At 39.0% G+C, this 22,793-nt stretch carries 22 protein-coding genes and 1 pseudogene; 5 read left to right on the top strand and 18 right to left on the bottom strand.

The genetic code is table 11. From position 1 onward, the window contains the following. Positions 1–147: 147 nt before the first annotated feature. From R3X26_RS09495 to R3X26_RS09470, 6 genes are all read right to left on the bottom strand, one after another. A complete protein-coding gene (locus tag R3X26_RS09495; protein ID WP_317717061.1) occupies positions 148–1,095 on the bottom strand; it encodes an acetamidase/formamidase family protein in 948 nt (315 codons plus the stop codon). After that, on the bottom strand, positions 1,085–2,695 hold the full coding sequence (locus tag R3X26_RS09490) for an ABC transporter substrate-binding protein (RefSeq protein ID WP_317717060.1): 1,611 nt from the start codon (positions 2,693–2,695) through the stop codon (positions 1,085–1,087). The genes R3X26_RS09495 and R3X26_RS09490 overlap by 11 nt, the downstream gene beginning before the upstream one ends. Positions 2,696–2,772: 77 nt before the next feature. After that, positions 2,773–3,699 (bottom strand): ABC transporter permease, encoded by a 927-nt coding sequence (locus R3X26_RS09485; RefSeq protein WP_317717059.1) that lies wholly within the window; start codon positions 3,697–3,699, stop codon positions 2,773–2,775. After that, positions 3,696–4,550 carry an ABC transporter permease gene (locus R3X26_RS09480; protein WP_317717058.1) on the bottom strand — a complete coding sequence of 285 codons (855 nt, stop codon included), beginning with the start codon at positions 4,548–4,550 and terminating at the stop codon, positions 3,696–3,698. Before R3X26_RS09480 ends, R3X26_RS09485 begins: the two co-directional genes overlap by 4 nt. Before the next feature lie 5 nt (positions 4,551–4,555). Beyond that, complete coding sequence (locus R3X26_RS09475; RefSeq protein ID WP_317717057.1) at positions 4,556–5,134, bottom strand: ANTAR domain-containing response regulator; 579 nt, start codon at positions 5,132–5,134, stop codon at positions 4,556–4,558. Then, a complete protein-coding gene (locus tag R3X26_RS09470; protein ID WP_317717056.1) occupies positions 5,131–6,264 on the bottom strand; it encodes a transporter substrate-binding protein in 1,134 nt (377 codons plus the stop codon). The genes R3X26_RS09475 and R3X26_RS09470 overlap by 4 nt, the downstream gene beginning before the upstream one ends. Positions 6,265–6,771: 507 nt before the next feature. On the opposite strand from R3X26_RS09470, the gene R3X26_RS09465 reads away from it, so the two are divergent. Next, positions 6,772–8,124, top strand: a complete 1,353-nt coding sequence (locus tag R3X26_RS09465) for a diguanylate cyclase (RefSeq protein ID WP_317717055.1) — start codon at positions 6,772–6,774, stop codon at positions 8,122–8,124. Between the two features lie 57 nt (positions 8,125–8,181). On the opposite strand, the gene R3X26_RS09460 is transcribed toward R3X26_RS09465, so the two are convergent. Continuing rightward, a complete protein-coding gene (locus R3X26_RS09460; RefSeq protein ID WP_317717054.1) occupies positions 8,182–8,568 on the bottom strand; it encodes a DUF1801 domain-containing protein in 387 nt (128 codons plus the stop codon). Positions 8,569–8,633: 65 nt separating this feature from the next. Further along, positions 8,634–8,879 carry a Rho-binding antiterminator gene (locus R3X26_RS09455; RefSeq protein WP_317717053.1) on the bottom strand — a complete coding sequence of 82 codons (246 nt, stop codon included), beginning with the start codon at positions 8,877–8,879 and terminating at the stop codon, positions 8,634–8,636. 2 nt (positions 8,880–8,881) lie between these two features. Here R3X26_RS09455 and R3X26_RS09450 point away from each other — a divergent pair. Together R3X26_RS09450 and R3X26_RS09445 are read left to right on the top strand one after the other, a co-directional pair. After that, positions 8,882–9,046: pseudogene (locus R3X26_RS09450) on the top strand (GNAT family N-acetyltransferase); the annotation flags it as partial. A gap of 134 nt (positions 9,047–9,180) precedes the next feature. Continuing rightward, on the top strand, positions 9,181–9,519 hold the full coding sequence (locus tag R3X26_RS09445) for a HopJ type III effector protein (protein ID WP_317717052.1): 339 nt from the start codon (positions 9,181–9,183) through the stop codon (positions 9,517–9,519). Between the two features lie 48 nt (positions 9,520–9,567). Here R3X26_RS09445 and R3X26_RS09440 read toward each other — a convergent pair whose 3' ends face one another. Beyond that, positions 9,568–10,884 carry an NAD(P)/FAD-dependent oxidoreductase gene (locus R3X26_RS09440; protein WP_317717051.1) on the bottom strand — a complete coding sequence of 439 codons (1,317 nt, stop codon included), beginning with the start codon at positions 10,882–10,884 and terminating at the stop codon, positions 9,568–9,570. A 467-nt stretch (positions 10,885–11,351) separates the two neighbouring features. On the opposite strand from R3X26_RS09440, the gene R3X26_RS09435 reads away from it, so the two are divergent. Further along, positions 11,352–11,957 carry a DNA-3-methyladenine glycosylase 2 family protein gene (locus R3X26_RS09435; RefSeq protein ID WP_317717050.1) on the top strand — a complete coding sequence of 202 codons (606 nt, stop codon included), beginning with the start codon at positions 11,352–11,354 and terminating at the stop codon, positions 11,955–11,957. A gap of 31 nt (positions 11,958–11,988) precedes the next feature. On the opposite strand, the gene R3X26_RS09430 is transcribed toward R3X26_RS09435, so the two are convergent. The 9 genes from R3X26_RS09430 to R3X26_RS09390 form a co-directional block, all read right to left on the bottom strand. Next, the gene (locus tag R3X26_RS09430) at positions 11,989–12,447 is read right to left on the bottom strand and encodes a GNAT family N-acetyltransferase (protein WP_317717049.1); all 459 of its coding nucleotides are present in this window, start codon (positions 12,445–12,447) and stop codon (positions 11,989–11,991) included. Positions 12,448–12,657: 210 nt separating this feature from the next. Continuing rightward, positions 12,658–12,981 carry a DUF3316 domain-containing protein gene (locus R3X26_RS09425; protein WP_317717048.1) on the bottom strand — a complete coding sequence of 108 codons (324 nt, stop codon included), beginning with the start codon at positions 12,979–12,981 and terminating at the stop codon, positions 12,658–12,660. Positions 12,982–13,459: 478 nt separating this feature from the next. Further along, positions 13,460–15,436 carry a methyl-accepting chemotaxis protein gene (locus tag R3X26_RS09420; RefSeq protein WP_317717047.1) on the bottom strand — a complete coding sequence of 659 codons (1,977 nt, stop codon included), beginning with the start codon at positions 15,434–15,436 and terminating at the stop codon, positions 13,460–13,462. Between the two features lie 257 nt (positions 15,437–15,693). Further along, positions 15,694–16,017, bottom strand: a complete 324-nt coding sequence (locus R3X26_RS09415) for a DUF3316 domain-containing protein (protein WP_317717046.1) — start codon at positions 16,015–16,017, stop codon at positions 15,694–15,696. Between the two features lie 239 nt (positions 16,018–16,256). Continuing rightward, positions 16,257–17,387 carry a hypothetical protein gene (locus R3X26_RS09410; protein WP_317717045.1) on the bottom strand — a complete coding sequence of 377 codons (1,131 nt, stop codon included), beginning with the start codon at positions 17,385–17,387 and terminating at the stop codon, positions 16,257–16,259. Positions 17,388–17,401: 14 nt separating this feature from the next. Beyond that, positions 17,402–18,475 (bottom strand): hypothetical protein, encoded by a 1,074-nt coding sequence (locus tag R3X26_RS09405; protein WP_317717044.1) that lies wholly within the window; start codon positions 18,473–18,475, stop codon positions 17,402–17,404. Between the two features lie 382 nt (positions 18,476–18,857). Beyond that, positions 18,858–19,676, bottom strand: coding sequence for a lipase family protein (locus tag R3X26_RS09400; protein ID WP_317717043.1), 819 nt, complete (start codon positions 19,674–19,676; stop codon positions 18,858–18,860). A gap of 421 nt (positions 19,677–20,097) precedes the next feature. Beyond that, positions 20,098–20,898, bottom strand: coding sequence for a helix-turn-helix transcriptional regulator (locus R3X26_RS09395; protein WP_317717042.1), 801 nt, complete (start codon positions 20,896–20,898; stop codon positions 20,098–20,100). A gap of 150 nt (positions 20,899–21,048) precedes the next feature. Then, entirely contained in the window at positions 21,049–21,522 is a 474-nt protein-coding gene (locus R3X26_RS09390; RefSeq protein WP_317717041.1) for a Dps family protein, read from the bottom strand. A 215-nt stretch (positions 21,523–21,737) separates the two neighbouring features. Here R3X26_RS09390 and R3X26_RS09385 point away from each other — a divergent pair, with 215 nt between their 5' ends. Beyond that, complete coding sequence (locus R3X26_RS09385) at positions 21,738–22,751, top strand: SLAC1 anion channel family protein (protein WP_317717040.1); 1,014 nt, start codon at positions 21,738–21,740, stop codon at positions 22,749–22,751. Positions 22,752–22,793 lie beyond the last annotated feature (42 nt).

Raw genomic sequence — 22,793 nt, 5'->3', positions numbered from 1 at the left:
CTAATTGATGACGTACAAATGTCACTTCGCTACTTTGCGCTGTCTTGATATTTATTACCATTGCGTTGCTGTTCATTACCTTCGCATTGGTATGTAGTAATACCGCCACATATAAACAACAAAACAGCAGCAAAGTAGCATTTTTCTTTAATCGAAGATTACATTAGGTAGATAAAACGACACGACCCAGTTAGGCATATCAACGATTTCACTGATACGAAGATCACCACAAACAGAACACAACATATAGGCTTGTTCGGCCGGCATATTGTGCTGCTTAGATATGAGCTCGATCATTTGACTAACTGCATTTCGCGCTCCTGTCATTAAATCAGGGCCAATACCCGTTGTAACTTGGTAACCTTTACTATCAAGATGATTGGTCACTGGACCTGGAGTGGTAAACATTGGGGTTTGAATATTCATATCCTTTACCACATCCAACTCCACAACCACTGACATTGGACTCTCAATAGCTGTCCCGCAAACTTCACCATCACCTTGAGCAGCATGCGTATCACCAATTGAGAACAAAGCGCCCTCGACTTCAACAGGAAGATACAGGGTCGTTCCTGCAGAAAGGTCTCGGATATCTAGATTACCCCCTACTCGTCTTGGTGGCACAACGGAATGGAGTCCAGATTCTGCTGGCGCAACACCCAATGTCCCGGCGAACGGTTTCAATGGCACTCTGGCAAATTTACCAAATGCCGACGGTGCCAGAGAGTTCGGATCAAAATCCCAGATCTGCAATGCCGATTCAGTAAATTGATCGGCAAGAAGACCAAAACCTGGGATATTGCCTGTCCAGCCAAAACCTGTCGGCTTAAATTGCTGAATGTTGACCTTTAAGACATCACCAGGTTTGGCTCCATCGACAAAAATGGGACCAGTGATAGGATTTATTGAGCTAAAATCCAACTGATCCAAATCGGCAAGCGTAGAACTTGGACCAAGCTGTCCACCAGAACAATCCAAACAGTCAAACTCTAAGGTCGTCCCGGGTGATACCGTTTCAATAGGCGCAATACTGTTATCCCACCCAAAATGATGATTCGCACTATGTATTGTTTTTACTAAGCAGTTATTGCACATCTTTCACCCACACATTGTCGTAGTTAACAGGAACATGAACAGGATCGACAAAAATACTGTCTTCGCCACCTAAACGTTCAGAACGAATAGTAAAACGCTGTTCATTGAAAACAGGAACCCAAGGTGCATCAGCCATAATATCGACATAAATGCTTTCCCATAACGCCGTACGTTCTTGTTGCTGATCTGGGTTAACCATTGAATCTGCTTGCGTTGCTTTTTCATCTAACTCAGGATTACAGTACCAAGACCAGTTCCAACCACCTTCAACAGCGCCAGCACAACCAAGAATTGGAGCATAGAAGTTAGACGGATCTGGGAAATCAGCAATCCACGCCATGCCGCCAGACCATATCATTGGCGCTTGCTCTGCATCGCCACCGGCAGCAATCACATTCGCTTGTGCCAATGCTTTAATTTCAACCGTGATACCGACTTTAGATAAATCTTGCTGAATCGCTTGAGCAATACGAGGTTGAGGATCGATATTGGCAACGTATAGTTCGGTAGTAAATCCATTTTCAAAGCCCGACTCTTTAAGCAATGTCTTGGCTTTTTCTATATCGTAGCTATAGCCAACATAATCTTCAGAATAGCCAGGCATAGCGGGTGGAAGAGGTTGGTTGGCAGGTTTTGCTCGACCATTAATAATACGAACGATGCGATCTTTATTTACCGCCATGTTAACAGCTTGACGAACACCTAGGTTATCAAATGGTTTCATCTTCACGTTCATGGTGATGTATCCGGTATGTAATTGCTCACCTTCAACGATAAGATCTTTAAACTGCGGGTTGTTCTTCATTTGTAAAAATTTAGCTGGGGGAATACCATCTCCAGCAATATCAACTTCACCCTTTTCTAAACGTAATAAAGCAACAATTGGCTCTTGTCCAACCTCGAAACGAATAGAATCTAAGTATGGTAAACCTGGCTTGTTGTAGTCGTCATTTCTAACAAAGTTAAGGTATTGACCAAGCTTCCATTCATCCAACTTAAACGCGCCAGTCCCTACAGGATGCTTACCGAAGTCATCTCCCCATTTCTCAACCGCTTCTTTCGGAATAACAGAAGAGAAGTTGATCGCTAATACGTGTAAGAACGTCGCATCTGGACGAGAAAGTTGAAAACTTACGGTATAATCGTCTACCACCTTAATGCTTTCAAGGCTGGTTGTTTTACCGCCGTTAAATTCTTCAAATCCTGCAATTGAACCAAAAAAACCAGCACCAGGACTTTGAGTTTTCGGGTTAATCGTTCGCTCAATTGAGTATTTAACGTCCTGCGCTTTTAACTCTCTACCATTATGAAATGTCACACCTTTTTTCAGTGTAAAGGTATACAACATACCGTCATCGGAAATGGTAAAATCTTCCGCCAAATCTTTTTCTAGCTCAGTAGTACCAGGCTTGTAATCCATTAAGCCATCAAAAAGGCTTTTAATCATCGACCAGTTTTGCCAATCATAACCAATAGCAGGATCTAAGGTAGAAACGTCATCTTTATAAGTGACACTCATTGAACCGCCCTGCTTAATCTCTGCATTGGCAGAAAAGCTTAAACTAACAGCGATAAGACTCGCCAAAATACTTTTATTCATAATTACCTTCCTTAGTGTTGATGCCCTTAACAATTAGAGCGTTCATTATTTCCATTTAAAAAATCAAATTTCGACAATTACATTTTGTTTAAATCAATACGTGGGTCGACAAGTGGCGCTATGAGATCGGCTAATAGGTTGCCTAACACGATTGCAAAAGCTGACACCGTAGTAACACCGACAATAATAGGGATATCGACTCGTTGAATTGCTTGCCAAACTAATTGACCAATACCTGGCCAACCAAACACAGACTCAACCACAACCAGCCCTCCCATAAAGATACCAATATCGATACCTATCATGGCGATAATCGGCAAGATCGCATTGGGGATGATGTGTCGAATAATAATCCGTCGTTGACTAATACCTTTGGCCCTAGCGGTACGAATAAAATCTTGATGAATCACTTCAATCATCGATGAGCGCACCATACGTGAATACCAACCACTACCGAGTATGCCTAGCGTTAATGCAGGTAGGACTAAATGCTGCCATGTACCATAACCACCGATTGGCAAAAGTGACCACTTGACCGAAAATAGATAGAGGAACAACATTGCAGCTATAAATTGGGGTGACGAAACACCGATAAAAGAAAACGTCATAAGCAGTTTATCCACTGGACGATTCCGTTTTAAAGCGGCAACCACACCAAGACTAACCCCAATAATCAGTTCGGTAATGATTCCAGCAAACATCAATTCTAATGATGCAGGCAACCTAGCGGCGATTAACTCCGACACTTCCGTTTTTTGCAGCCAAGAGCGGCCCATGTCACCTTGAAGTAAGTTCAGAAGATAATTAAAGTATTGATGATAAAAAGGCAGATCGAGCCCGAGCTGAGCCCGAATATTTGCTACGGTCTCTGCCGTGGCACTACGTCCAGCGATTTGGCGCGCAGGGTCAGCCGGCAGCATGTAAAGCAGTAGGTAGGTGATAAATGTAACACCTAATAATATCAGTAATGCATGAAGTATACGTTTTGCAAGATAGCGACTCATTCGGCGTCCCTCCCATTTAGTGTTGGGTCAAGGGCGTCACGTAATGCGTCGCCAAGAATATTAAAGCAAAGTGATAAGACAATAATCACAACCCCTGGAATAAAGACCAACCAAGGAGCAACGGTGAAGTAGGTTTGATTTTCAAAGATAATATTGCCCCAACTCGGTATTGGTGGTTGCACACCAACGCCTAAGTAAGACAACGTTGCTTCTAGCAATACTGTGGTCGAAATACCTAATGTCGCCCACACCAACATCGTCGGTATTAGGTGTGGAATAATATGCTCAACCAAGATACGGAATGAGCCCAAGCCTATAGCGTGCTCAGCCGCAATAAAATCTCTATCAGAAATAGCAAGCGTTTCGGAATAAATCACCCTCGCAACTTGTACCCAATTCACCATGGCAATAACCATCGCCACAATCCAAATACTGGGAGAAAAAATAGCCGCTAACACAATCGCCAGAAGTAACGCAGGGAAAGCCATCATCAGGTCAGTAAAACGCATCAATATCGATCCAACCCAACCACGGAAATAGGCTGCGGTCATTCCAACAATACAACCCAACATCACTGCGATTCCATTAGCAACGACACCAATAAAAAGCGAAGTTTGTGAACCATAAATAATACGTGATAACAGGTCGCGCCCTAGAAGATCGGTACCTAACCAAAATTGACTATTTGGTGGCAATGGTGCTCCTTCAAGAGTCAAACCTTCAAAAAATTGTTCGGTTGGATCAAACGGTGCAAGCCATGGTGCACCAATAGCTAACGTTGCCACTGTTACAATAATAAACAATGCAATCATTACAGAAGGTCGACGATAAAGGCTGGTAATTAAAGACATAAAGCTTACCTATTAGTGCTGGTCAGTTTTGGTATTTTTACTACCATGTCCTGACAAAGTTGTTCTAATGATTGATTATTTTGCATAGATAACGTTCGAAGCATTGATAACGCTTTATCAACATCAACCTCATAGCGTTCCATCAAAAGTGTTGTCGCTTTAATCACCACGGTTCTTTGTTGTTGTCGATTACGAAGATCAGCCAATTCATCAACAAGCATTGTCTGCTGCTGTTTTAAACGCTGCGCCATCGATAACGCTGCATATAATCCATTTTGATTAATAGGTTTATGAATCACCGCCATTGCACCTAACTCAATTGATTTATCGATTTCGGTTGGTGAGCCATGAGCTAATAACCCAATAATAGGAAGGTTGATTGGTAACGCTGAATCCAATAAGTTCTGGCGATAGCAATGCGCGATATCGACAATCAGAACATCGGTTTTGTTTACCTCTGTAGCGGTTACAAATGCATGGCACTGCAAACCTATGCGGGAACTTACTTTTAATAGCTGGTCTTGTGTTCGAGTATCACAACCCAGTAATCCAATATGCGATAAACAAAGAGGTTTGGTGATCATGATATTAACCTCAAGGTTGGAGTGGTGTCAGACAGCGTGCCTAATAATTCCACATCTAAAAAATTTTGCGCCGTCAAAAATGGATTCGGCTGGCTCTGATTTTTGGTGTGCAAAAGTTGAAATTGGCCGTTATCCCACAAGCCAATATAACAAGGTAAAATCGCATGTTGGTTGGCTGCTATTGACAGATTTTCTCCAGTTGGAGATGGATAACAAATCGATTGTAATGTGCTTCGCAGCGTTGCAGTGTCGTTTGTGAACTCTTTAACCAACGAATAGTAATAGCTGTATATGGATAGATAAGCTCCCATAAAATAGGCCGATACTGGAACATTACCCAGCGTATTTTTTACTTTTTCTACAAATTCTGGATTAACCGATTCGAAAAAAGGCGCAGCAGTAATTAGCTTTAAATTGGTAAAATTAGGTAAAGTTGAAAGTTCACACTCAGTAAGGTTACAACTTAAAACAGCAAGTGGGGCCTGTGAACATTGAGCATTGAGCTGCTCAAGAAATGCATAACTCGATTCGCCAACTAAATTGTTAACAACAAAACTCGGCGACTGATCAATGATAGAAGAGATCGTTGCAGAGAAATCCAGATCATCCAAATGGAAACAACGTTCTAATACCACCTCTCCATTTGCTGCTGACAATAATTCAGAAGCAATACGGTTACTCTCCCATCCCCAAATATAGTTGGAAGCAACCAATGCCGCTCGTTTGCCATAATTAGGAATAATATAGCTAAGCAGTGGCAGTAAGTTTTGATTAGGACATGGGCCATGATAAACAACGTTTTCATCACACTCATAACCCTCATATGGACTTGCATACCAAAGCATACCATCCGCTTTTTGTATATCGGGTAATACTTCTTTACGAGCACTCGATGTTATCGTGCCAAATATATGGTGAATATCTTGAGCCAATAAATCATTCACCGCCATAACATAATGATCCAAGTTTCCTTTCGGATCACGATGATCAGCAATGAGTTCAATATTCAATGAATTGGCTTTATTTATCTGTTGGATAGCATAAAGCGCTCCTAAATAGGCATTGGTTCCCATATGTTTGTAGGTGCCTTGCGTTGAATATATCAGCCCAATCGGGACTTGGTGCTTCATTTGATCTTCCTTGAACAAAAAAAAACGCCCAAACCTCCGCTATAAAACGGAGGTTTGGGCGCAATTACCCTCGCCGAAGCGAAATTCAATAAGACTTAATTTTGATCAATCCAGTGTGGCCAATCACCATCCTGGTGCAGTGCATGCTCAATATTAGTGCTCTAATGCATGAATATCAGCTAAAATCGGTCAAAATGCTTAATTTATTTACTAATCTAACAATTACTATGGAAAAAGCATGCCAATTTAGGCGATTCAGAAATAATAATTCATAATTATGACTAATCTGAAGAGCATAAATATTAAATATGATTATTCAATAATCAAGTTCGGATGAAATAAATTATCGCACTGGGTTCTATTTATAGATTGTGACATAAAGCACTGGCACAATAGAAATACCGTAAGAAAAGTTACAAATGCATAAAAAATAGATATAGTTAAATCTTCTACAGTCAACTTTGACTGAGAGGCTAAAAATTAAAATATTAATAATATTTGGTATCTATGAATAATCCATTAAGAATTCGTACACTAATGGCATTTATATTCGTTACGTTAGCACTAGGCTCTGTTTTTGTAATTGAGTACCAACATTCACAGCACCAAGTTAACTCTCAAAATATAATCAAAAGCTCAGCTCAGCGCGAGTTACTCATCATACGCTCGAAATTAGAGGCGGATATTTATTTAGATATTTTTTATGCCAACAGCTTAGCAACCATTATTAATGTCAGCCCAGAAATGCCTAAAGATCACTGGCAAAACATCGCAGAAGCACTATATAAAAAAACAAAACATTTAAAGAATCTAGCAATCGCTCCTAATGACGTTATCGAGTTTATTTATCCTTTGGAAGGCAACAAAGCTGCGCTTGGATTAGATTATACAACCCTTCCCGACCAGTTTAAAACCGTACAAAAAGCCCGTGATCAGCAATCTATCTTTATGGCTGGCCCTTTAAACCTTGTTCAAGGTGGAATTGGTCTTATTGCTCGAACACCCATTTTTACCGATCCACCACACAACCAAGAATATTGGGGTGTTTGTAGTGCAGTTCTAGATATTGAGAGTCTATTCAAGAGCGTAGGAATAGACGAAATTAGTAATACATACAATTTTGCTATAAGAGGAACTGACGGTAAAGGCGCCTTAGGTGAGGTATTTTGGGGAAAGAGCAGCGTTTTTGACTCAAAGTATATTCAAGAAACCGTCGTGTTACCTTCTGGTACTTGGCAAATCGCAATAACTCTACCTTCAATAAACGAGGCCTTTTCTTTTTCACAAAATAATATATCACGGCTGATTGGCTATCCTATGATGTTGTTGCTACTCGTTATTTTCATGGGAGTCTATTATTTATATCATCGCGCTTATGTCCACTCGATGCGAGATGAATTAACTCTGTTGCCAAATCGACGCTATTTCATGTATGCATTAGAGCAAATGATCACAACTTGCCAGAAAAAAGGCAGCCGTTTTGTGCTTTTGAATATTGATATAGATAAATTTAAAGCTGTCAACGATACCTACGGACATGCAATCGGAGATAAATTATTAACTGAAATTGCTTTAAGAATAAAAAGTGTCCTTAGATCATCTGATATTGTTGCACGTACCGGTGGAGATGAGTTTCTGATAATCCTTCCAAGGCTTGCTAACGAAGCAGACTTACAACGAGTATTAACCACGATTAAGGAAGCATTTAACGCTAAACCGGCACAATTCGGGCACGTAGAAATACATGTGAATGTCAGCATTGGTTACGCTATTTATACAAATGAACAAATAACTGCAAGTGAACTAATGAAAATAGCCGATCTATCAATGTATGAAGATAAAAAATCCAAATCAATTTGATTTATTTTAGTTCTTTGTCAGACTAATCCTAATTACCTTTTTAGGTTCTCTTTGCTGCTAGTTTTTCCACTGCTGATAAGTTAAGGCTAATTCCAAACAGTGCGTAATTGCCTTCGTTGGTAAGGGCTCTGATAAACTTAAAACTATGGCTCTATTACCCTGAAACTGCAACGTGCCGTCGTAAAGCTCTCTAAACGTATCCACGAGTTTGGTTTGGCAATGAAAAAATAAGTAATAATTATTTGGTGATTTCAGCTTCCAGTCCAGTCGAACGGGACTCCCGGTCTTAACGCTATAACTCGGTTCGCCCCATTTCAATGACTCTTCAATGTCATTTAGCCGCAAATCAGAACAAAGCTTAAAAATTAACAGCCGCAATTCTTCTAATCGAATTCGAACATCATCGGGGTATTGTTCAAAACGATTTTTGACAAGTTTATCCATTATTACTTTCTCTTTTTACTAAGGCTGTATTTACTAACGCCATTTTTAATCATAATATTTTTAAATTATTTAAAAATGATCTCAGAAAAATTCGGATTATCAGCTAATATTTGTAACTTAAAAATACTATCTAGTTCAATCAGCATGTCTATTTCGTTACGACTAATTTTAATACATTCTTTACGATTTTCATTACGCGATGTATCAAGCGCAATGCCTTGTAAGATCTCACCACTTTTCATCGTTAATCTCACCGGATAACGGTATAAGCAAGCAACTTCAACATAATCATATTCTTGGCAAGTGATCATAAAATTATTCAAAGGCAGAATTAACTGTGTATATAGATAATACCGCGGCCATAAACTTATACAAAAAGTTTGGTTTTGTTATCGAAGGCGAATCCGCTCTTTATGCCTTCAGAAATGGTGACTATGTCTCTGTTTATCATATGGCCCGTTTAGCCAAAGTATTTTAAATGTTTAATTAGTTGCAGTTGCACTTTACGACATAGTGAGATTCACCTAACCGATATTACGTCGCATTGTCTCTTTATTTTTACCTAATGATATAGTACAAACGCTAATAAATAATCTCGACACAGGATGTGACATGAAACAATTCTTACAGCTGCTAGCCACAACACCAAACGAAGTGATGTTTGAACAAACTATGCAAGTTATTGACTCTAATTTCGACTTTACCCCTGTTAGCTTTGTAAACGGCAAAACCGAAAACCAAGCAGGACAGAACAATGGATCATGCAAAATATTTGCTTTTGCTAAGATTCAAGGGTTAGACGAACCATCAACGTTAGCTTGTTTCGGCCAATTTTATCGTGACGATGTGTTAAACAACCCAGCGGGGAATGATCATGCCAATATTCGCAATTTCATCCAACACGGCTGGGCAGGTATTCGTTTCAATGGGACGGCATTAACCGCCAAATAGAAGGTTACTACTGATTTAACTTAAACCCAACGAGTAAATAACCTTCCATTAAATCGGTGTATAACCTTTTAGCATAATGTCATACACCGGCCTTAGGAAGGTTTCTTCCATACGCCATGCCAAAGCACTTTCTTCAAGTGGGTCAACAACTTGAAACGGTAATGCTGTTACAGGTTGCAGTGAATAATTAAACTCCCACAGCATGGCATGTCCAACATCAAGAATCATAGGGCAGGACGTATAACCATCCCATCTCGCACTCAATTCTTCTCCACGAAGTAATGCACAAAGGTTGTGGGTTACCACTGGTAATTGAGATTTAACCGAAGCGGCCGTTTTACCAATTGGTGTTCCAACACAGTCTCCCAAACCAAACACATTAGGATAACGTTTATGTTGCAAGGTATAAGGCTCGACTTCGAGATACCCTTGAAACCGATTACTATCCGCTAACTCTGATTCAATAACTGCTTTAGGAGGCATCATCGGAGGCACAATATGAATAAAATCCCATTCTAACGTTTTTCTCTCGCCATCATTTAGCTTAAAAGTCGCCGTTTTTTTCTCAGGATCAAGCGCACTTAACACATGTCCGTAGTTAGGCGTGATCTGACGTTGCTGCCAAATATCTACCAGCTTTTCATTGAATGGTTTGACCGAGAACAGGAATGATTCTGACGTAAAATAGTCAAAATTTATGTGTTCACGATTTGGCGACTGTTGAGCAAAACTCTCAACCAAGTTCATTGCTTTCATCGGCGCACCTGCGCACTTCATTGCGCCTTGAGGCCGTGTAAATATAGCCTTACCTTGCCCTGGATTACTAATAAAATCATGAGCTTGTTTATAGCTCGCAATGCCAGATTCAGGGCTATGATAAATACTCGCTATACCATTTTTTCCGATCAAGCTTGCATCCATGCCTTCAATCATGTCATAGCGTAGATTGAGCCCAGTAGACACAATAAGATAGTCATAGTGTATTGATTCACCATCAGTGGTCACGACTTTATTTTGGTCTGGAATAAACTCCACTACTGAATCTTGCTTCCAGGTCACGCGCTGATCGAGGTATTTTTCGATTGGACCAACTACATCATTAGGTTCTGTATATGATCCGGCAAGAAAGAGTGTTTGTCCTGGTTGATACCAATGAAAGTCTCTAGGCTCTACGATCGTCATACTTACTCCGTCAAGGCTGCGTAACAACATATTGGAAATACCGATCCCAGCAGCTCCCCCGCCTACTACGACAATTTTTGCATTGGTCTTTATTTTCTGCAACTCACTATAAGTGACACCAGCCACACCGAGCGCACCAATACCTAAACCAGATTTTAATAATGTTCGTCGGGAAATTGCCATTTTCTTTTCCTTAGTTAAGTTACGTTACTCAACATTAACTTGATTATCACTGACTCTATGCGTGGCGGAATTTCACATCATTGAAGCGAGACTGTATTCAAAACGGCCTATCACTTAAAAATTGTACAAAAATCAAAATGTTTAACTTAGATACTGTACCAGCACACATTGAACGAGCTTAGTTGTTACCACTGCTTTTACCAAAGCATTTTCTATACGCTCTTATTTCTATACGCTCATATTTAGTAAAATACTTTTTGTTGCAGCAAAATAAAGCACAATCTAAATTAGCATATACTTATATAAATATGCAAGATGTTTAGATCTAATACGTACCAATGACATAGCCACCTACTAACTCAACAACTTATTTCTAAATATAAGTATAGACAACGTTAGTAAAATTAGTTTAGGTGTTTAACTACCCGTTTAGATATTTAGAACAATACTCAACAAATAGGATGAATATGAAGGCTGAAACCATACTGCAGGGCATGCAACATTTAAGTCTAGCTGACCCTGAGATAAAAGAAGCGTTCGCTAGGTTCGGTCCACCAGAAATTCGTATGCGTTCTAGTGGATTTAAAGCGTTTTTATCTACCATAATAAGTCAACAATTATCCACCAAAGTGGCTACGGTAATAACACAGCGTGTCTTTTGTCTCTTAGACGACGTTACCGCAGAGCAATTCGTGAAAATTCCAGATCAACAGCTTCGTGATGCTGGCTTGTCATATAGAAAAATCGAATATACTCAAGGCTTAGCAAAAGCCATTCTTGACGAAAATTTTGATATTGATGCTTTAAAACACTTGAGCGATGAAGAGGCAATACAATCCATCACTAGTATTAGAGGGCTTGGCCGTTGGAGCGCCGAAATATATTTAATATTTTCATTAGGGCGAACCGATATATTTCCTGCAGACGATTTAGGAATACTTATCGGATTACAACGATTAAAACAACTCGATTATAGACCAACCCCTACACAAGCACGTGAATTGGTTAGTCATTGGACGCCTTGGCGAAGCATTGGATCACTATTCCTGTGGAATTATTACCATAATACTTAAGCAGAATTAACTCAAAAAGAGTCATTATTAACTAGAAATAACTGGGTATTGAGTGGTCCCATTTGGATGACTGTTTGGCATACAACATACAATCCGTACCTTCAATGCGGACAAAGCCGAGCTTGTGGTAAAACTCATAGCCTATATCACTATGCAAGTACACTGCTTTACAATTGGAGTTAGCAAACAGTTCAGTAGTAATTGAACTAATGCAGTAAGAGGCATACCCTTTACCACGACAATTTGGAAACGTTGCAACGGATCCGACCCCAAAACAGCCTTCTTTAAGCCCAAAATTATCGCTATAAACAATGAACGACGAAACTATCTTGTCATTATCCATTAACACATACCAAGTACCAGATTGATACTTGGTGCTTTTTCGGCAAGCCGTTAAATACTCTTCAAACGTCAGACCATCGTTCCAAACATCAAAACCCATCGCATAAATACAATCAAGCTCATGAGCTTTTGCTTTTCGTACGTTCATTCTTGTTACTACCTAATTTGACGGAAAGATATAATTGTCGATTATATAGTAACTGACTAACGCCGCCTTTAATAACAATCCTTCAACAAGCTTATCGCTTATGACACTCGCATCAAAACAATACATCATTAAATAGAAAAAGAGCCCAAATCTGGACCCTTTCGTTTCTTAGTTAGCAGTGTTAATAAGATGATTGGCGGTATTCACATCTTAGCTGTCGCTGCTGTCATAAGAGTAGTTCACTTCAAGAACCGCGCGGTAACCAATGTCACTGCGATCAGTAGCAAACTCTTCCACGTTTACTTCAACATCATTCACCGATACACCTGAGCCATTTAGTACATGCAAATCTTTTTGCAGTTGGCTATCGGTTTTGTCATTGATTGCATCAGCAAGTTCAAACGCTGCTTCATACGCTTGCGCTTTGCTGTCAAAGCTTGCCGTTTTCAATGTTGATGTAGACGTTACCGAACCAGCAAATGCAGTTGAACTGATAAGAAGTGCAGCGATAGCAGTAGTAATAATTTTTTTCATGATAGAACCCTTTTTTGAATTTTGTATGTTTTAAGAAGATGGGGTTATCATACGCTTTAGGGTGGTTAAGGCAGGGTTAAGATAAATGTAAAGGAACGTAAAGGAGATAAAAAATCAGCTACGTTCATACATTGACCAGAACGGTACAGGCTTATATTAAAGTAAGCGAAACTAATATGACTACTTAATTTAAAAAGTAACTAGGTAGATTTTTAACTGAAAAGTTAGTGAAAAATATTTTTAAATAACTAGATTTAATGGTTATAGAGAACAAAAATTAACTAAAAATTAATCTATTAATCTATTAATCTATTAATCTATTAATCTATTAATCACTGCATAATGTAACAAAAAACGTAATATTCACTAACTCAACAAGCAATTTTTAATAAATAAGATAAATAACCAAAAGAGCCGACTCAAGCCGGCTCCTGTTACGTGATTGGTAAAAGTATCTGCAACAATCTTGTTTGAGATATTACACCTTGAATTGATCAACGAGATCTTGCAATGCTCGATTAGCGTTTTGGAGCGCTTTAGCGTGTTCCTCTGATGTTTGACCATGGCTATGTAATTCTGTAAGCATAGTGCTAATAGATACCATACTTCGATTAATATCATCGGCAACGTGACTTTGCTCATTTGCAGCTGTAGCAATTTGGACGCTCACATCATCCACTTTGGATACGGAATTTTGCATAGTAGCTAAACCTTCGGTGACTTCATTCGTCAATACCGATGTAACTTGGCATTGCTCTCGAGTTTCTGACATTGATGTAACCGTTGTTTCAACACCACTTTTTAAGATATCCAACATCTCTGCTACTTCGGTAGTACTATCTTGAGTTTTTGCTGCTAAATTTCTAACCTCATCGGCAACAACCGCAAAACCACGACCCATTTCACCTGCCCGAGCAGCTTCAATCGCCGCATTAAGAGCAAGTAAGTTTGTTTGTTCTGCAATACCACGAATAACTTGTAAAACACCTTCAATTGAAGCTGCATTATCTTGCATCTTGCCAACATTTTCAGAAGTAAGTTCAACATTTTTCATTAATTCACCAACACTGTCCGTTGCTTTACGTGCTGAATCTTCCGAGTTCTGAGCTTCACGATGTGCTGAATTGGTAATATCTGTACTTTGATTGGTATATCCTGCAACTTCTTGTGCTGAAGAGCTTAATTCGTTGACCGCAGTTGCTACCATGTCTGTTTCTTTAACATGTTTATCCAAAACCATAAGGGTTTTCTCAGTCACCGCTGACATTGCCGTAATTTGTTCATTACAAACTCTATTTGCTTCTATAACGTTAGTGATCAACTTTTGTAGATATGAAATAAAGTTATTCATAGATTCCGAAACAGCATCTAACTCATCTTCACCTTTGATCGGAAGCCTTATACTTAAGTCTGCATCACCCGCAGAAAGTGTATCTACATTCTCTTTAAGAGTCTTAAATCGATTCCCTAAACTTGTAAATGCATAAAGCAAAACAGCTAATAAAATGACGACCATTGGTAACTGAATCATGGCCAAGGTAGACATGATTTCTTGAGTTTGCATCGTGAGTAAATTTGTTGGTTTTGCTACAGCGATAAGCCACGGAGTTCCTTCAACCTGTTGAATTAAAAGAATGTGTTTTTCACCATTTTGCTCAAATTCTTTTCTGAATTCTGACGTTTTTAAAGCTTCATTTAACGTTGTAGCGAATGGATAAGACTGTGCAGAAAGTTCAGTTAAGATCACATTGTCGTTGCTAAGCACTTTATTGGTACTAAGAATCTTACCATCTGCTTCAACAATCAATATCTCTGCATTAAGTTCACGCTCTTTATCCGCAACAAGGTCATTGAAGAAACCAAGCGTCACATCAACAGTTGAAACACCATACAACGATGAACCTTGATAAATACCCATTGCACAGTTAGTGCGGGGTTGTAAACTGGCCCCATCTTTGTAAGCATTGGCCCAAACACATTGACCTTTAGGGGCATTCTGCCCTGCCTTATGCCATGCTTGTGTGAAATAGTCGGGAGCTTCATCACTATTCCAGTAAGTGTTTACTATCAGTTGGCCATTTACGTCACGATGGTAGAAAGAGCTTGCTCTGTCTGTACCTGCAACTCTCTTATTCGGCATAGGCCAAATACCACCACCAAATACCAATTGATTACCGTACTGATCAACTAAGTAAGGTAATAATAAATCAATTTGCGCACTTTCAAGGTTCGGGATAAGTTGAGTAGTAGAACGCTGTTGAGCCTGAACAGACGTAAGGGTTAGTTTAATTTCAGTGGCAATATCTTTGACAGCAAAGCTAAGGTTTTTTTCTTCTTCTGCTTGTAGTTCTGGTTTAACCCATTGCTGTATACCAATCGTTGTGAGGATAGTGATTAGCGCAATAAAGATCACTAGAACTAAACTATATCTTTGCTTAATTGATTTTAGAGGCATGGACGGTCCCTTATTAGAGAGTTTTTTATTAGTTATTGCTAATAAATATACCACCATAATTTATATAAGGGCAGTATTTCATTCATGAATTATTTCACGCCTAATTATTCACGAAAACCAAGAAAATTTAGTTGGGTTAGATCACAACCGGACATTGTATTGAAAGGTATCTGAGAGAAATAGAAAAAGGGCCCAAATCTGGACCCTTTCGTTTCTTAGTTAGCAGTGTTAATAAGATGATTGGCGGTATTCACATCTTAGCTGTCGCTGCTGTCATAAGAGTAGTTCACTTCAAGAACCGCGCGGTAACCAATGTCACTGCGATCAGTAGCAAACTCTTCCACGTTTACTTCAACATCATTCACCGATACACCTGAGCCATTTAGTACATGCAAATCTTTTTGCAGTTGGCTATCAGTTTTGTCATTGATTGCATCAGCAAGTTCAAACGCAGCTTCATACGCTTGCGCTTTACTGTCAAAGCTTGCTGATTTCAATGTTGATGTAGACGTTACCGCACCTGCAAATGAAGTTGAACTGATAAGAAGTGCAGCAATAGCAGTAGTAATAATTTTTTTCATGATAGAACCCTTTTTATGAATTTTGTATGTCTTAACAAGATGGGGTTATCATACGCTTTAGGGTGGTTAAGGCAGGGTTAAGGTGAATGTAAAGGAACGTAAAGGAAAAAAAATAAAGCAAATATTATGCGCGGTGCATCTGTAGAAACGGATAGACGTTCAATAGTTATCCATCTATCCGATAGTGATAGAGCGGCCTATAAGCATACTTTTTAGGCCGTATCCTGTAGACCTCCATACTATTTGAACTTTTTGTAAGCATTTAGCATATCGGCGTTGTCACCAAACCAGTCCATTAATTCTAAATTTATGTAATAACTGGTTCCTTCTCCACTTCGATTTGCAAAACCAAAACTGAAGGAGTTATTTAAATGAAAAGTAAGGCCGTGTCCTACAGACTTACCTATTTCTCTATCGGCATAAACACTGGTCAGTGACACTCCAAATGGAATGGATAAATCCCATGCATTAAAACCTACCCACTCTAGTGCCAATGCAGGTTCGTCTCTATCTCCTTTCGGTGCATCAGACAAATGTTCATATACGATCGATGGTCGTAAGGCAAACAACTGCAAAGGTGGTGGCGCAATTAGATCGTCAGCGCGTGAGAAATGCTCTCGATAAACCCATGATGTAAAGCCAATATCAATCATGCTCTGAAATCGAGAGTTATCAGAGAATTTATCCCATTTGACATTTTGAAGCGCAACATAAGCATTATGTTGTTGAATAGTGTTTAATTTTTGAAATACACCCAACTTGTCATTGATTTGATTAAAAGCATTGAAAACATCTACACAATCTTTTGCTTCGACGAATTGAGTCTGACAATAATCGTTTTGTTCTTTAGTAAGCGTAAACCGTTCTGACTTATCTCTAGGTAATCCTGACGTAGTAGTAAGGAAATACTCCTTATCAAAATTAATTGTTCGTGAATCGAAACTTGCAGGCCGAGGCACACCGTCATTGTCTATTGGCAAGCTAGTCTCAGACTGCCAAGTGATATAATTCTTACGCAACGTAGTAAACGGTTCATTTTCATCTAACGAAAATGCTCGATCTAACTCAGCTAGATTGGTCTGTAAAATCTCTTTTAATTCGTCATCAGACCAATATTCAGATACTTTGGGTATGTTATCTTTATCATAGTAAATAGCCTGACAAGCAATAAGTGCTTTTTGAGTAATGTATTTATCGTACTCAGCGAACCATTTACTGAAGGTTTGGGGCTTTGAAATAACCGTTTCAAAGTCGCACTGATCATTAATATACGAGGTAGCTAAATTATCATTGCTTAACGCCAACTCTTGCGCATAAGGTATCTGGGAAAAACATAAGGCTAAGAGTCCCACTGCGATTTGTGTTTTCATAACTTACGTTCCCTTTATAGTTTAAATTCATCACGTATTTCGTCGATCAATTTGTAGACTTCACTTAGAATTTCGACCTTTTTTCTCATACCAGTAAAGCTATCAGCCGTCTCTCCCAACGCTTCTAATTGTGATTGTATGGCTTTATAAGAATCGGAAAGCAAACCTGTGGCAGTCGTACTACGATATTTGGCTTGCGCAGCAATAAAATCATTGAAATTGATATCAATAATATTATTACTCGATAGAAACCGAGCTCCCACTTCTGGATCAGCAAAGTACTCTCGTAAGTCATGAGGGTTAAACCTCATGATATCAGAGGGTTGAGAATAAATTTGATGAAGGTCACGGACATGCTTAGTATTGATTAGCATGCCTTCATGAGGTGCACGCGTATATCGTTTAAACCAACAAAAAGGATCAAAATCATTGTAGACTGGATAAAACTCTTTACATACACCCGCTTTAATTGGGCTATGATCCGTCACGATAGATGTTGTTGGGTCGTCCATCCGCGTGATCATATGAGTCATTCGAGACACCGTTGCCACAGACCATAACTGGTCCAAACCGAAATTGATCGGGTCAAGTCGCTGTGTATACAACTGAGTTAAGCAATCATGAACAAATGCAGTACCAAGTGAGTGTGCAACAACAATGACACGTTGACCGTTAAGGTTGTTCACTGATGCTTCAATTTCATCACCGATCATTTTATGCAATTTTATTAATTGGTGACTGCGTAATCCTCCAGTTAAGTAAAAAAGAACATCGAGCACATGCGTATATAGAAAATCATCACCGTCTAATTCAGACGTCATATTGACAATTTTTTGGATAAGATTTGGAGTTAATGAAAGGGCATCTTTAATATCGCCTTCAAGATGTTCTGCAAAAGCTTTGCGCTTATCATCCCAATACTCTGAATAATTAAATGTTTTAATGGTAAATGCATCATTGGCATCAAAATCACTTTGACCCAAAAACTCCATGCATTGCTTTAGACCATCTTTGAACTCTTCTTTTACAGAAGCATCGGTATGGTTTCCCATTCCATGAACTAGAAGAACAACTGGTTTCGGTACCATAATTCATGTTTCCTTCGTTTAATGTGCTATCAAAGGAAAACGGCATCATATCCAAATGAAACATCAGCACGAATTGCAATCTATTAGGTATTAGGCATCGGTATACTTAATTCACTACTGTAAGTGGATAAAACTTCCTCACCTACCCAATCAGTGTAGTAACAATTTAACTAATGTAGTAATAATATCGACCAGAAGACAAAAAATTCTATGTATATACGCAAAATAGCCTAATACGGAGCCAAACCTCTAATGTGATTACTCGTCATTACCAGGCAAAGACATAACGTAGAAAGCCGGAATAACTTTACAAATCTTCGCTTAAACTCCCTTCCATAATCAACCGAGATTGGCAACGTTTAAACGTTTACAAAATAAGGGATCAACGATTTAAATCTCTTATCAGACGAGGAATGTAACTCTCTTCGTCTCCATTCAAGCTGTGATTATCGACAACATCAAATAAATTCGCCGTTTTCTCGACAAACTTTTCTAAAGCCATAATCCTTTGTTCAAACCAAGAACCTTTAGAGTCAACAATGCCAATTTCTTTTAAAATAATGCGAGAGCCTGGATGGCTGTAAAAAGGTTCAGGAGGAACATGAGGAACGATATCACCAGAGTTGACCACTCGATAATGCGGCCCAAATACATGACTATTTAGCTGCGCCTCAAAAGAGCCATTTCCTGGCCTAGGACTAGCAAAGGTGTAAATACCATGCACCGCATAGCCGTGCTCTATCAGCATACCCGCATACAATGAGGCAAGCGCTCCACCTAAACTATGGCCAGTGACCCACAATTTTTTTGAATATCGAATAGGTTGTTCAAGCATACGTGTAATAGCAATAACTGCGGGGAAAAGAGCATCTTGGAAACCTTCATGCGCTTTGGTTTTATTCAAAGGTCCAGGATCATAAACGGCTTGAAAATTACCAAGCCAGTCCTCTATTGAATCGGTGCCTCTAAATACCACCACCACATTGTCGGCATTTTCCATCACATAACACTGTGTATCTATGTCTTTACCTTTTATGGCACTTTCTACACCAATTAACTGATACTCCCAACGCTCTGTAACGTGCTTAACTTCAGATTCATCTGGTTGATACGCAAGTAAGCATGCAACGGCTAAGGATAGCGATGTTTCTTTATCGTACTCGATGCCAGACAAACGAGTAAAATGATCATAAACATCCATAATAAAGCTCCTATTGACCCAAATAAAACTCGTTTGGTTTGACTCAATTTAATAGGCTTTAGATAACATCATCAGCGTCAAATAGCAGCTGCATTACACTAGCGATACAAATGCCTAACCCAAGATAAAAGACACTTAAAAGACTAGTCATCACTCCAATAAATGGATAAGACATTCGTCACATAAAACATATTAAAAGAGGCTTACTTGGCAGGGTTATACACATTAAAATTACAGGTTCGGCAGGAATCTAATCGGTATCAATCAAATCAATTTATATTTAGATCAATAAGTAATTGATAAGATGTCATACTTTTTATCGTCACATTACCTTTTAAATAGAAGTACATAGATAACAAAAATAGTGACGACACGTTTGTTAATATTGGCCTTCATCACAATCTTTGTAAGAGTAACAACACTACTGTTGAGTATATTCCTGTGGCGTGCATCCGAATAAGTTTTTAAAAGAAGCAATAAAACTACTCACACTGCTATAGCCCAATTCGTGCGCCACTAAAGTCGTTTTTTTGCCTTGAATGATTTTCTCCAATGAATTCATCAATCGAAAACGACTTTTCCACTGACGAAACGTTAGTCCGGTCTCAGCTTTAAAGAGCCTCTCAATCGTACGCACACTTGCCCCAACCTCTTTTGCTAACGTATCAAGCAGCAACAGAGATGAGTCTGGGTGATTAATAATAATACTGATTAAATGCTGAAGACGAGGGTCATGTCCTGAAGGAATATAAAGTTCCAACGTCTCCAATGAATCAAGTTCATCTAAAGCCACTAAACCTAAATTTTGTACTCTTTTTTTATCAAGTTGTTCGGTATGTTCTGTAAGTTTGAGTATGACTTCACGCATTAAGGAGCTCATTTTCACCATTGTAACTTGGTTAGAGTTCTGACGAACACAATACGATGGATCAATATATAAATTCCGTATTTGCGTTGCGGTTTCACTACTCATTTGATGAAAGTGACCTCCAGGGATCCATACCGCGTGGGTCGAAGGAACTACCCAAATAGCTTTCTCACTGGTTACCCGCAATATTCCTTTCGCTCCCCATAGCAATTGTCCTCTAGGATGAGCATGAGGCTCAATAGCGGATTCAGAAACCATACTGCGACTGTGGGTTAGAACAGGCTGAGAGGGGTCTAAAATATAAGCAACCCCACTAGGTGATAATATCGACGTCTTATGCATATTTTTTGTCACAATGCCTCATTTAAACACCCGAAAAACGATAGGTTAGAAAACATAGCAGATCCATTTTAATAATGTTTTCCTTTACCAAACCACCCACCATGGCTAAAACCAAAAAAAGGGTTAACTATTCAATTAACCCTACAATATAACCAATGGTATTTAAGCAACTAGCATTGCTCTTAGCATCCAAGCTGTTTTTTCATGCTCACGCATACGATCAGAAATAAGTGCAGCAGAGGATTCATCATCAGCATCCTGAGCTAATTTTAATATTTCACGACAAGTTCGAATCACTTGTTCATGGCTTTGTGTCAAAATTTTCACCATTTCCATTGCTGGTGGAATGTCTTCTACCTCTTTAATCGAAGTTAAAGCGGCTAACGATTTATAAGTACCTGGAGCGACAATATTCAAAGCTCGAATACGTTCCGCAATATCGTCAACTGCGGTTGCAAGCTCTGTATAATGTTCTTCAAACATTAAGTGGAGATCACGAAATTGTCTCCCAGTGACGTTCCAGTGAAAATTATGAGTTTGCAGATAAAGAGTATAAGAATCGGCCAGCAAGCGCTTCAAGCCTTCTGCAATCGCAATACGATCGGATTCATTAATTCCAATATTGATAGTATCCATAGTTACTCCTAATTAAATCAAATATTTCTATATTTTAGTGTCGATCGGCTTGTCTGTTCTGTTCCTGATCTTTTCATTAAAAGATCGACGATTAACATTATTGGTACTCTACATTAGATAATTTTACAAAGAGATGATTTGTCGTATTGGAAATATATTCTGGCATATTGCCCACTTAAAACGCCAGCTCGATAGGAGTAGATTGGTTCTAAATCATGGCCACACTAAAAATAGGACAGAGGCGCGATATGAAAGATGTATCCATAAATCACCCAGAAGCAGCTAAAAATCATAGTCGACTAAAACACTTCCCTATTTCTATGTTTTCTATCGTAATGGGCTTGAGTGGACTATCGATTGCATGGCAAAAATCACTCAGCATGTCCTATCCTATAATCACAACGTTTGTCGCTATTCTAGCCAGTATCGCAATGATGTTGATCAGTGGTATTTATCTAATAAAATTAATTCGTTATCCGAATGCCGTTCTTGCAGAAACAAAACATCCAGTAAAAATTAATTTCTTTGCCGCGTTCTCGATTAGCCTTTTATTACTGTCGATTGTGTGGCATCGTTTAGAGTCACTTTCCTTTGTCTTATGGAGTCTTGGTGCGATCATTCAGCTCTCACTAACATTGCTGGTTATGCATAGTTGGATACACCATGATCACTACCGTCTTGAACACGCTAACCCAAGTTGGTTTATCCCTGTTGTCGGTAATATCATTGCACCGATCACCGCGGCTAAATTTGGCTTTATTGAAATAGGCTGGTTTTTTTTCAGCGTTGGAATTATTTTTTGGATGGTATTATTAACTATTGTTATCAATCGTTTAATTTTTCATGAAGCGCTACCAGACCATTTTAAACCTATGCTATTTATACTGTTAGCCCCGCCATCAATTGGATTTGTCTCTTATACCTCGCTGGTACCAGGGCTGACTGATTTCTCAAGAATTCTTGTGTACATCGCACTCTTCATCGCTGTGTTATTGATGCTTAATATCAATCAATTTAGGAAAAGCAAATTTTATCTTTCCTCCTGGGCTTTTTCATTCCCAGTTGCCGCCTTTAATGTTGCCTTGCTGAGATATGCAGAACTAACTCAATCCCCAACATGCTTATACATTAGTCTAGGGGTACTAGCCGGGCTGACCTTGCTCATTCTTTGGCTTTCATTAAATACAATTAAAGCTATAAAAACGGGCAAAATTTGTAAACCAGAATAATAAATGTAACCTAAATAAGGAAAACTAAGCGTTCTCGTGCCT

This window comes from Vibrio sp. TH_r3, from assembly GCF_033101115.1.
GTDB lineage: Bacteria > Pseudomonadota > Gammaproteobacteria > Enterobacterales > Vibrionaceae > Vibrio.
The sequence above is the reverse complement of the archived record's forward strand: the minus strand, read 5'-3'. Positions and strand labels throughout refer to the sequence as shown.

Bases quoted from the DNA above. Each gene is read 5' to 3' on its own strand.
- R3X26_RS09495 (WP_317717061.1), bottom strand. From the start codon at position 1,095: ATGTGCAATAACTGCTTAGTAAAAACAATACATAGTGCGAATCATCAT.
- R3X26_RS09490 (WP_317717060.1), bottom strand. From the start codon at position 2,695: ATGAATAAAAGTATTTTGGCGAGTCTTATCGCTGTTAGTTTAAGCTTT.
- R3X26_RS09485 (WP_317717059.1), bottom strand. From the start codon at position 3,699: ATGAGTCGCTATCTTGCAAAACGTATACTTCATGCATTACTGATATTA.
- R3X26_RS09480 (WP_317717058.1), bottom strand. From the start codon at position 4,550: ATGTCTTTAATTACCAGCCTTTATCGTCGACCTTCTGTAATGATTGCA.
- R3X26_RS09475 (WP_317717057.1), bottom strand. From the start codon at position 5,134: ATGATCACCAAACCTCTTTGTTTATCGCATATTGGATTACTGGGTTGT.
- R3X26_RS09470 (WP_317717056.1), bottom strand. From the start codon at position 6,264: ATGAAGCACCAAGTCCCGATTGGGCTGATATATTCAACGCAAGGCACC.
- R3X26_RS09465 (WP_317717055.1), top strand. From the start codon at position 6,772: ATGAATAATCCATTAAGAATTCGTACACTAATGGCATTTATATTCGTT.
- R3X26_RS09460 (WP_317717054.1), bottom strand. From the start codon at position 8,568: ATGGATAAACTTGTCAAAAATCGTTTTGAACAATACCCCGATGATGTT.
- R3X26_RS09455 (WP_317717053.1), bottom strand. From the start codon at position 8,879: ATGATCACTTGCCAAGAATATGATTATGTTGAAGTTGCTTGCTTATAC.
- R3X26_RS09445 (WP_317717052.1), top strand. From the start codon at position 9,181: ATGAAACAATTCTTACAGCTGCTAGCCACAACACCAAACGAAGTGATG.
- R3X26_RS09440 (WP_317717051.1), bottom strand. From the start codon at position 10,884: ATGGCAATTTCCCGACGAACATTATTAAAATCTGGTTTAGGTATTGGT.
- R3X26_RS09435 (WP_317717050.1), top strand. From the start codon at position 11,352: ATGAAGGCTGAAACCATACTGCAGGGCATGCAACATTTAAGTCTAGCT.
- R3X26_RS09430 (WP_317717049.1), bottom strand. From the start codon at position 12,447: ATGAACGTACGAAAAGCAAAAGCTCATGAGCTTGATTGTATTTATGCG.
- R3X26_RS09425 (WP_317717048.1), bottom strand. From the start codon at position 12,981: ATGAAAAAAATTATTACTACTGCTATCGCTGCACTTCTTATCAGTTCA.
- R3X26_RS09420 (WP_317717047.1), bottom strand. From the start codon at position 15,436: ATGCCTCTAAAATCAATTAAGCAAAGATATAGTTTAGTTCTAGTGATC.
- R3X26_RS09415 (WP_317717046.1), bottom strand. From the start codon at position 16,017: ATGAAAAAAATTATTACTACTGCTATTGCTGCACTTCTTATCAGTTCA.
- R3X26_RS09410 (WP_317717045.1), bottom strand. From the start codon at position 17,387: ATGAAAACACAAATCGCAGTGGGACTCTTAGCCTTATGTTTTTCCCAG.
- R3X26_RS09405 (WP_317717044.1), bottom strand. From the start codon at position 18,475: ATGGTACCGAAACCAGTTGTTCTTCTAGTTCATGGAATGGGAAACCAT.
- R3X26_RS09400 (WP_317717043.1), bottom strand. From the start codon at position 19,676: ATGGATGTTTATGATCATTTTACTCGTTTGTCTGGCATCGAGTACGAT.
- R3X26_RS09390 (WP_317717041.1), bottom strand. From the start codon at position 21,522: ATGGATACTATCAATATTGGAATTAATGAATCCGATCGTATTGCGATT.
- R3X26_RS09385 (WP_317717040.1), top strand. From the start codon at position 21,738: ATGGCCACACTAAAAATAGGACAGAGGCGCGATATGAAAGATGTATCC.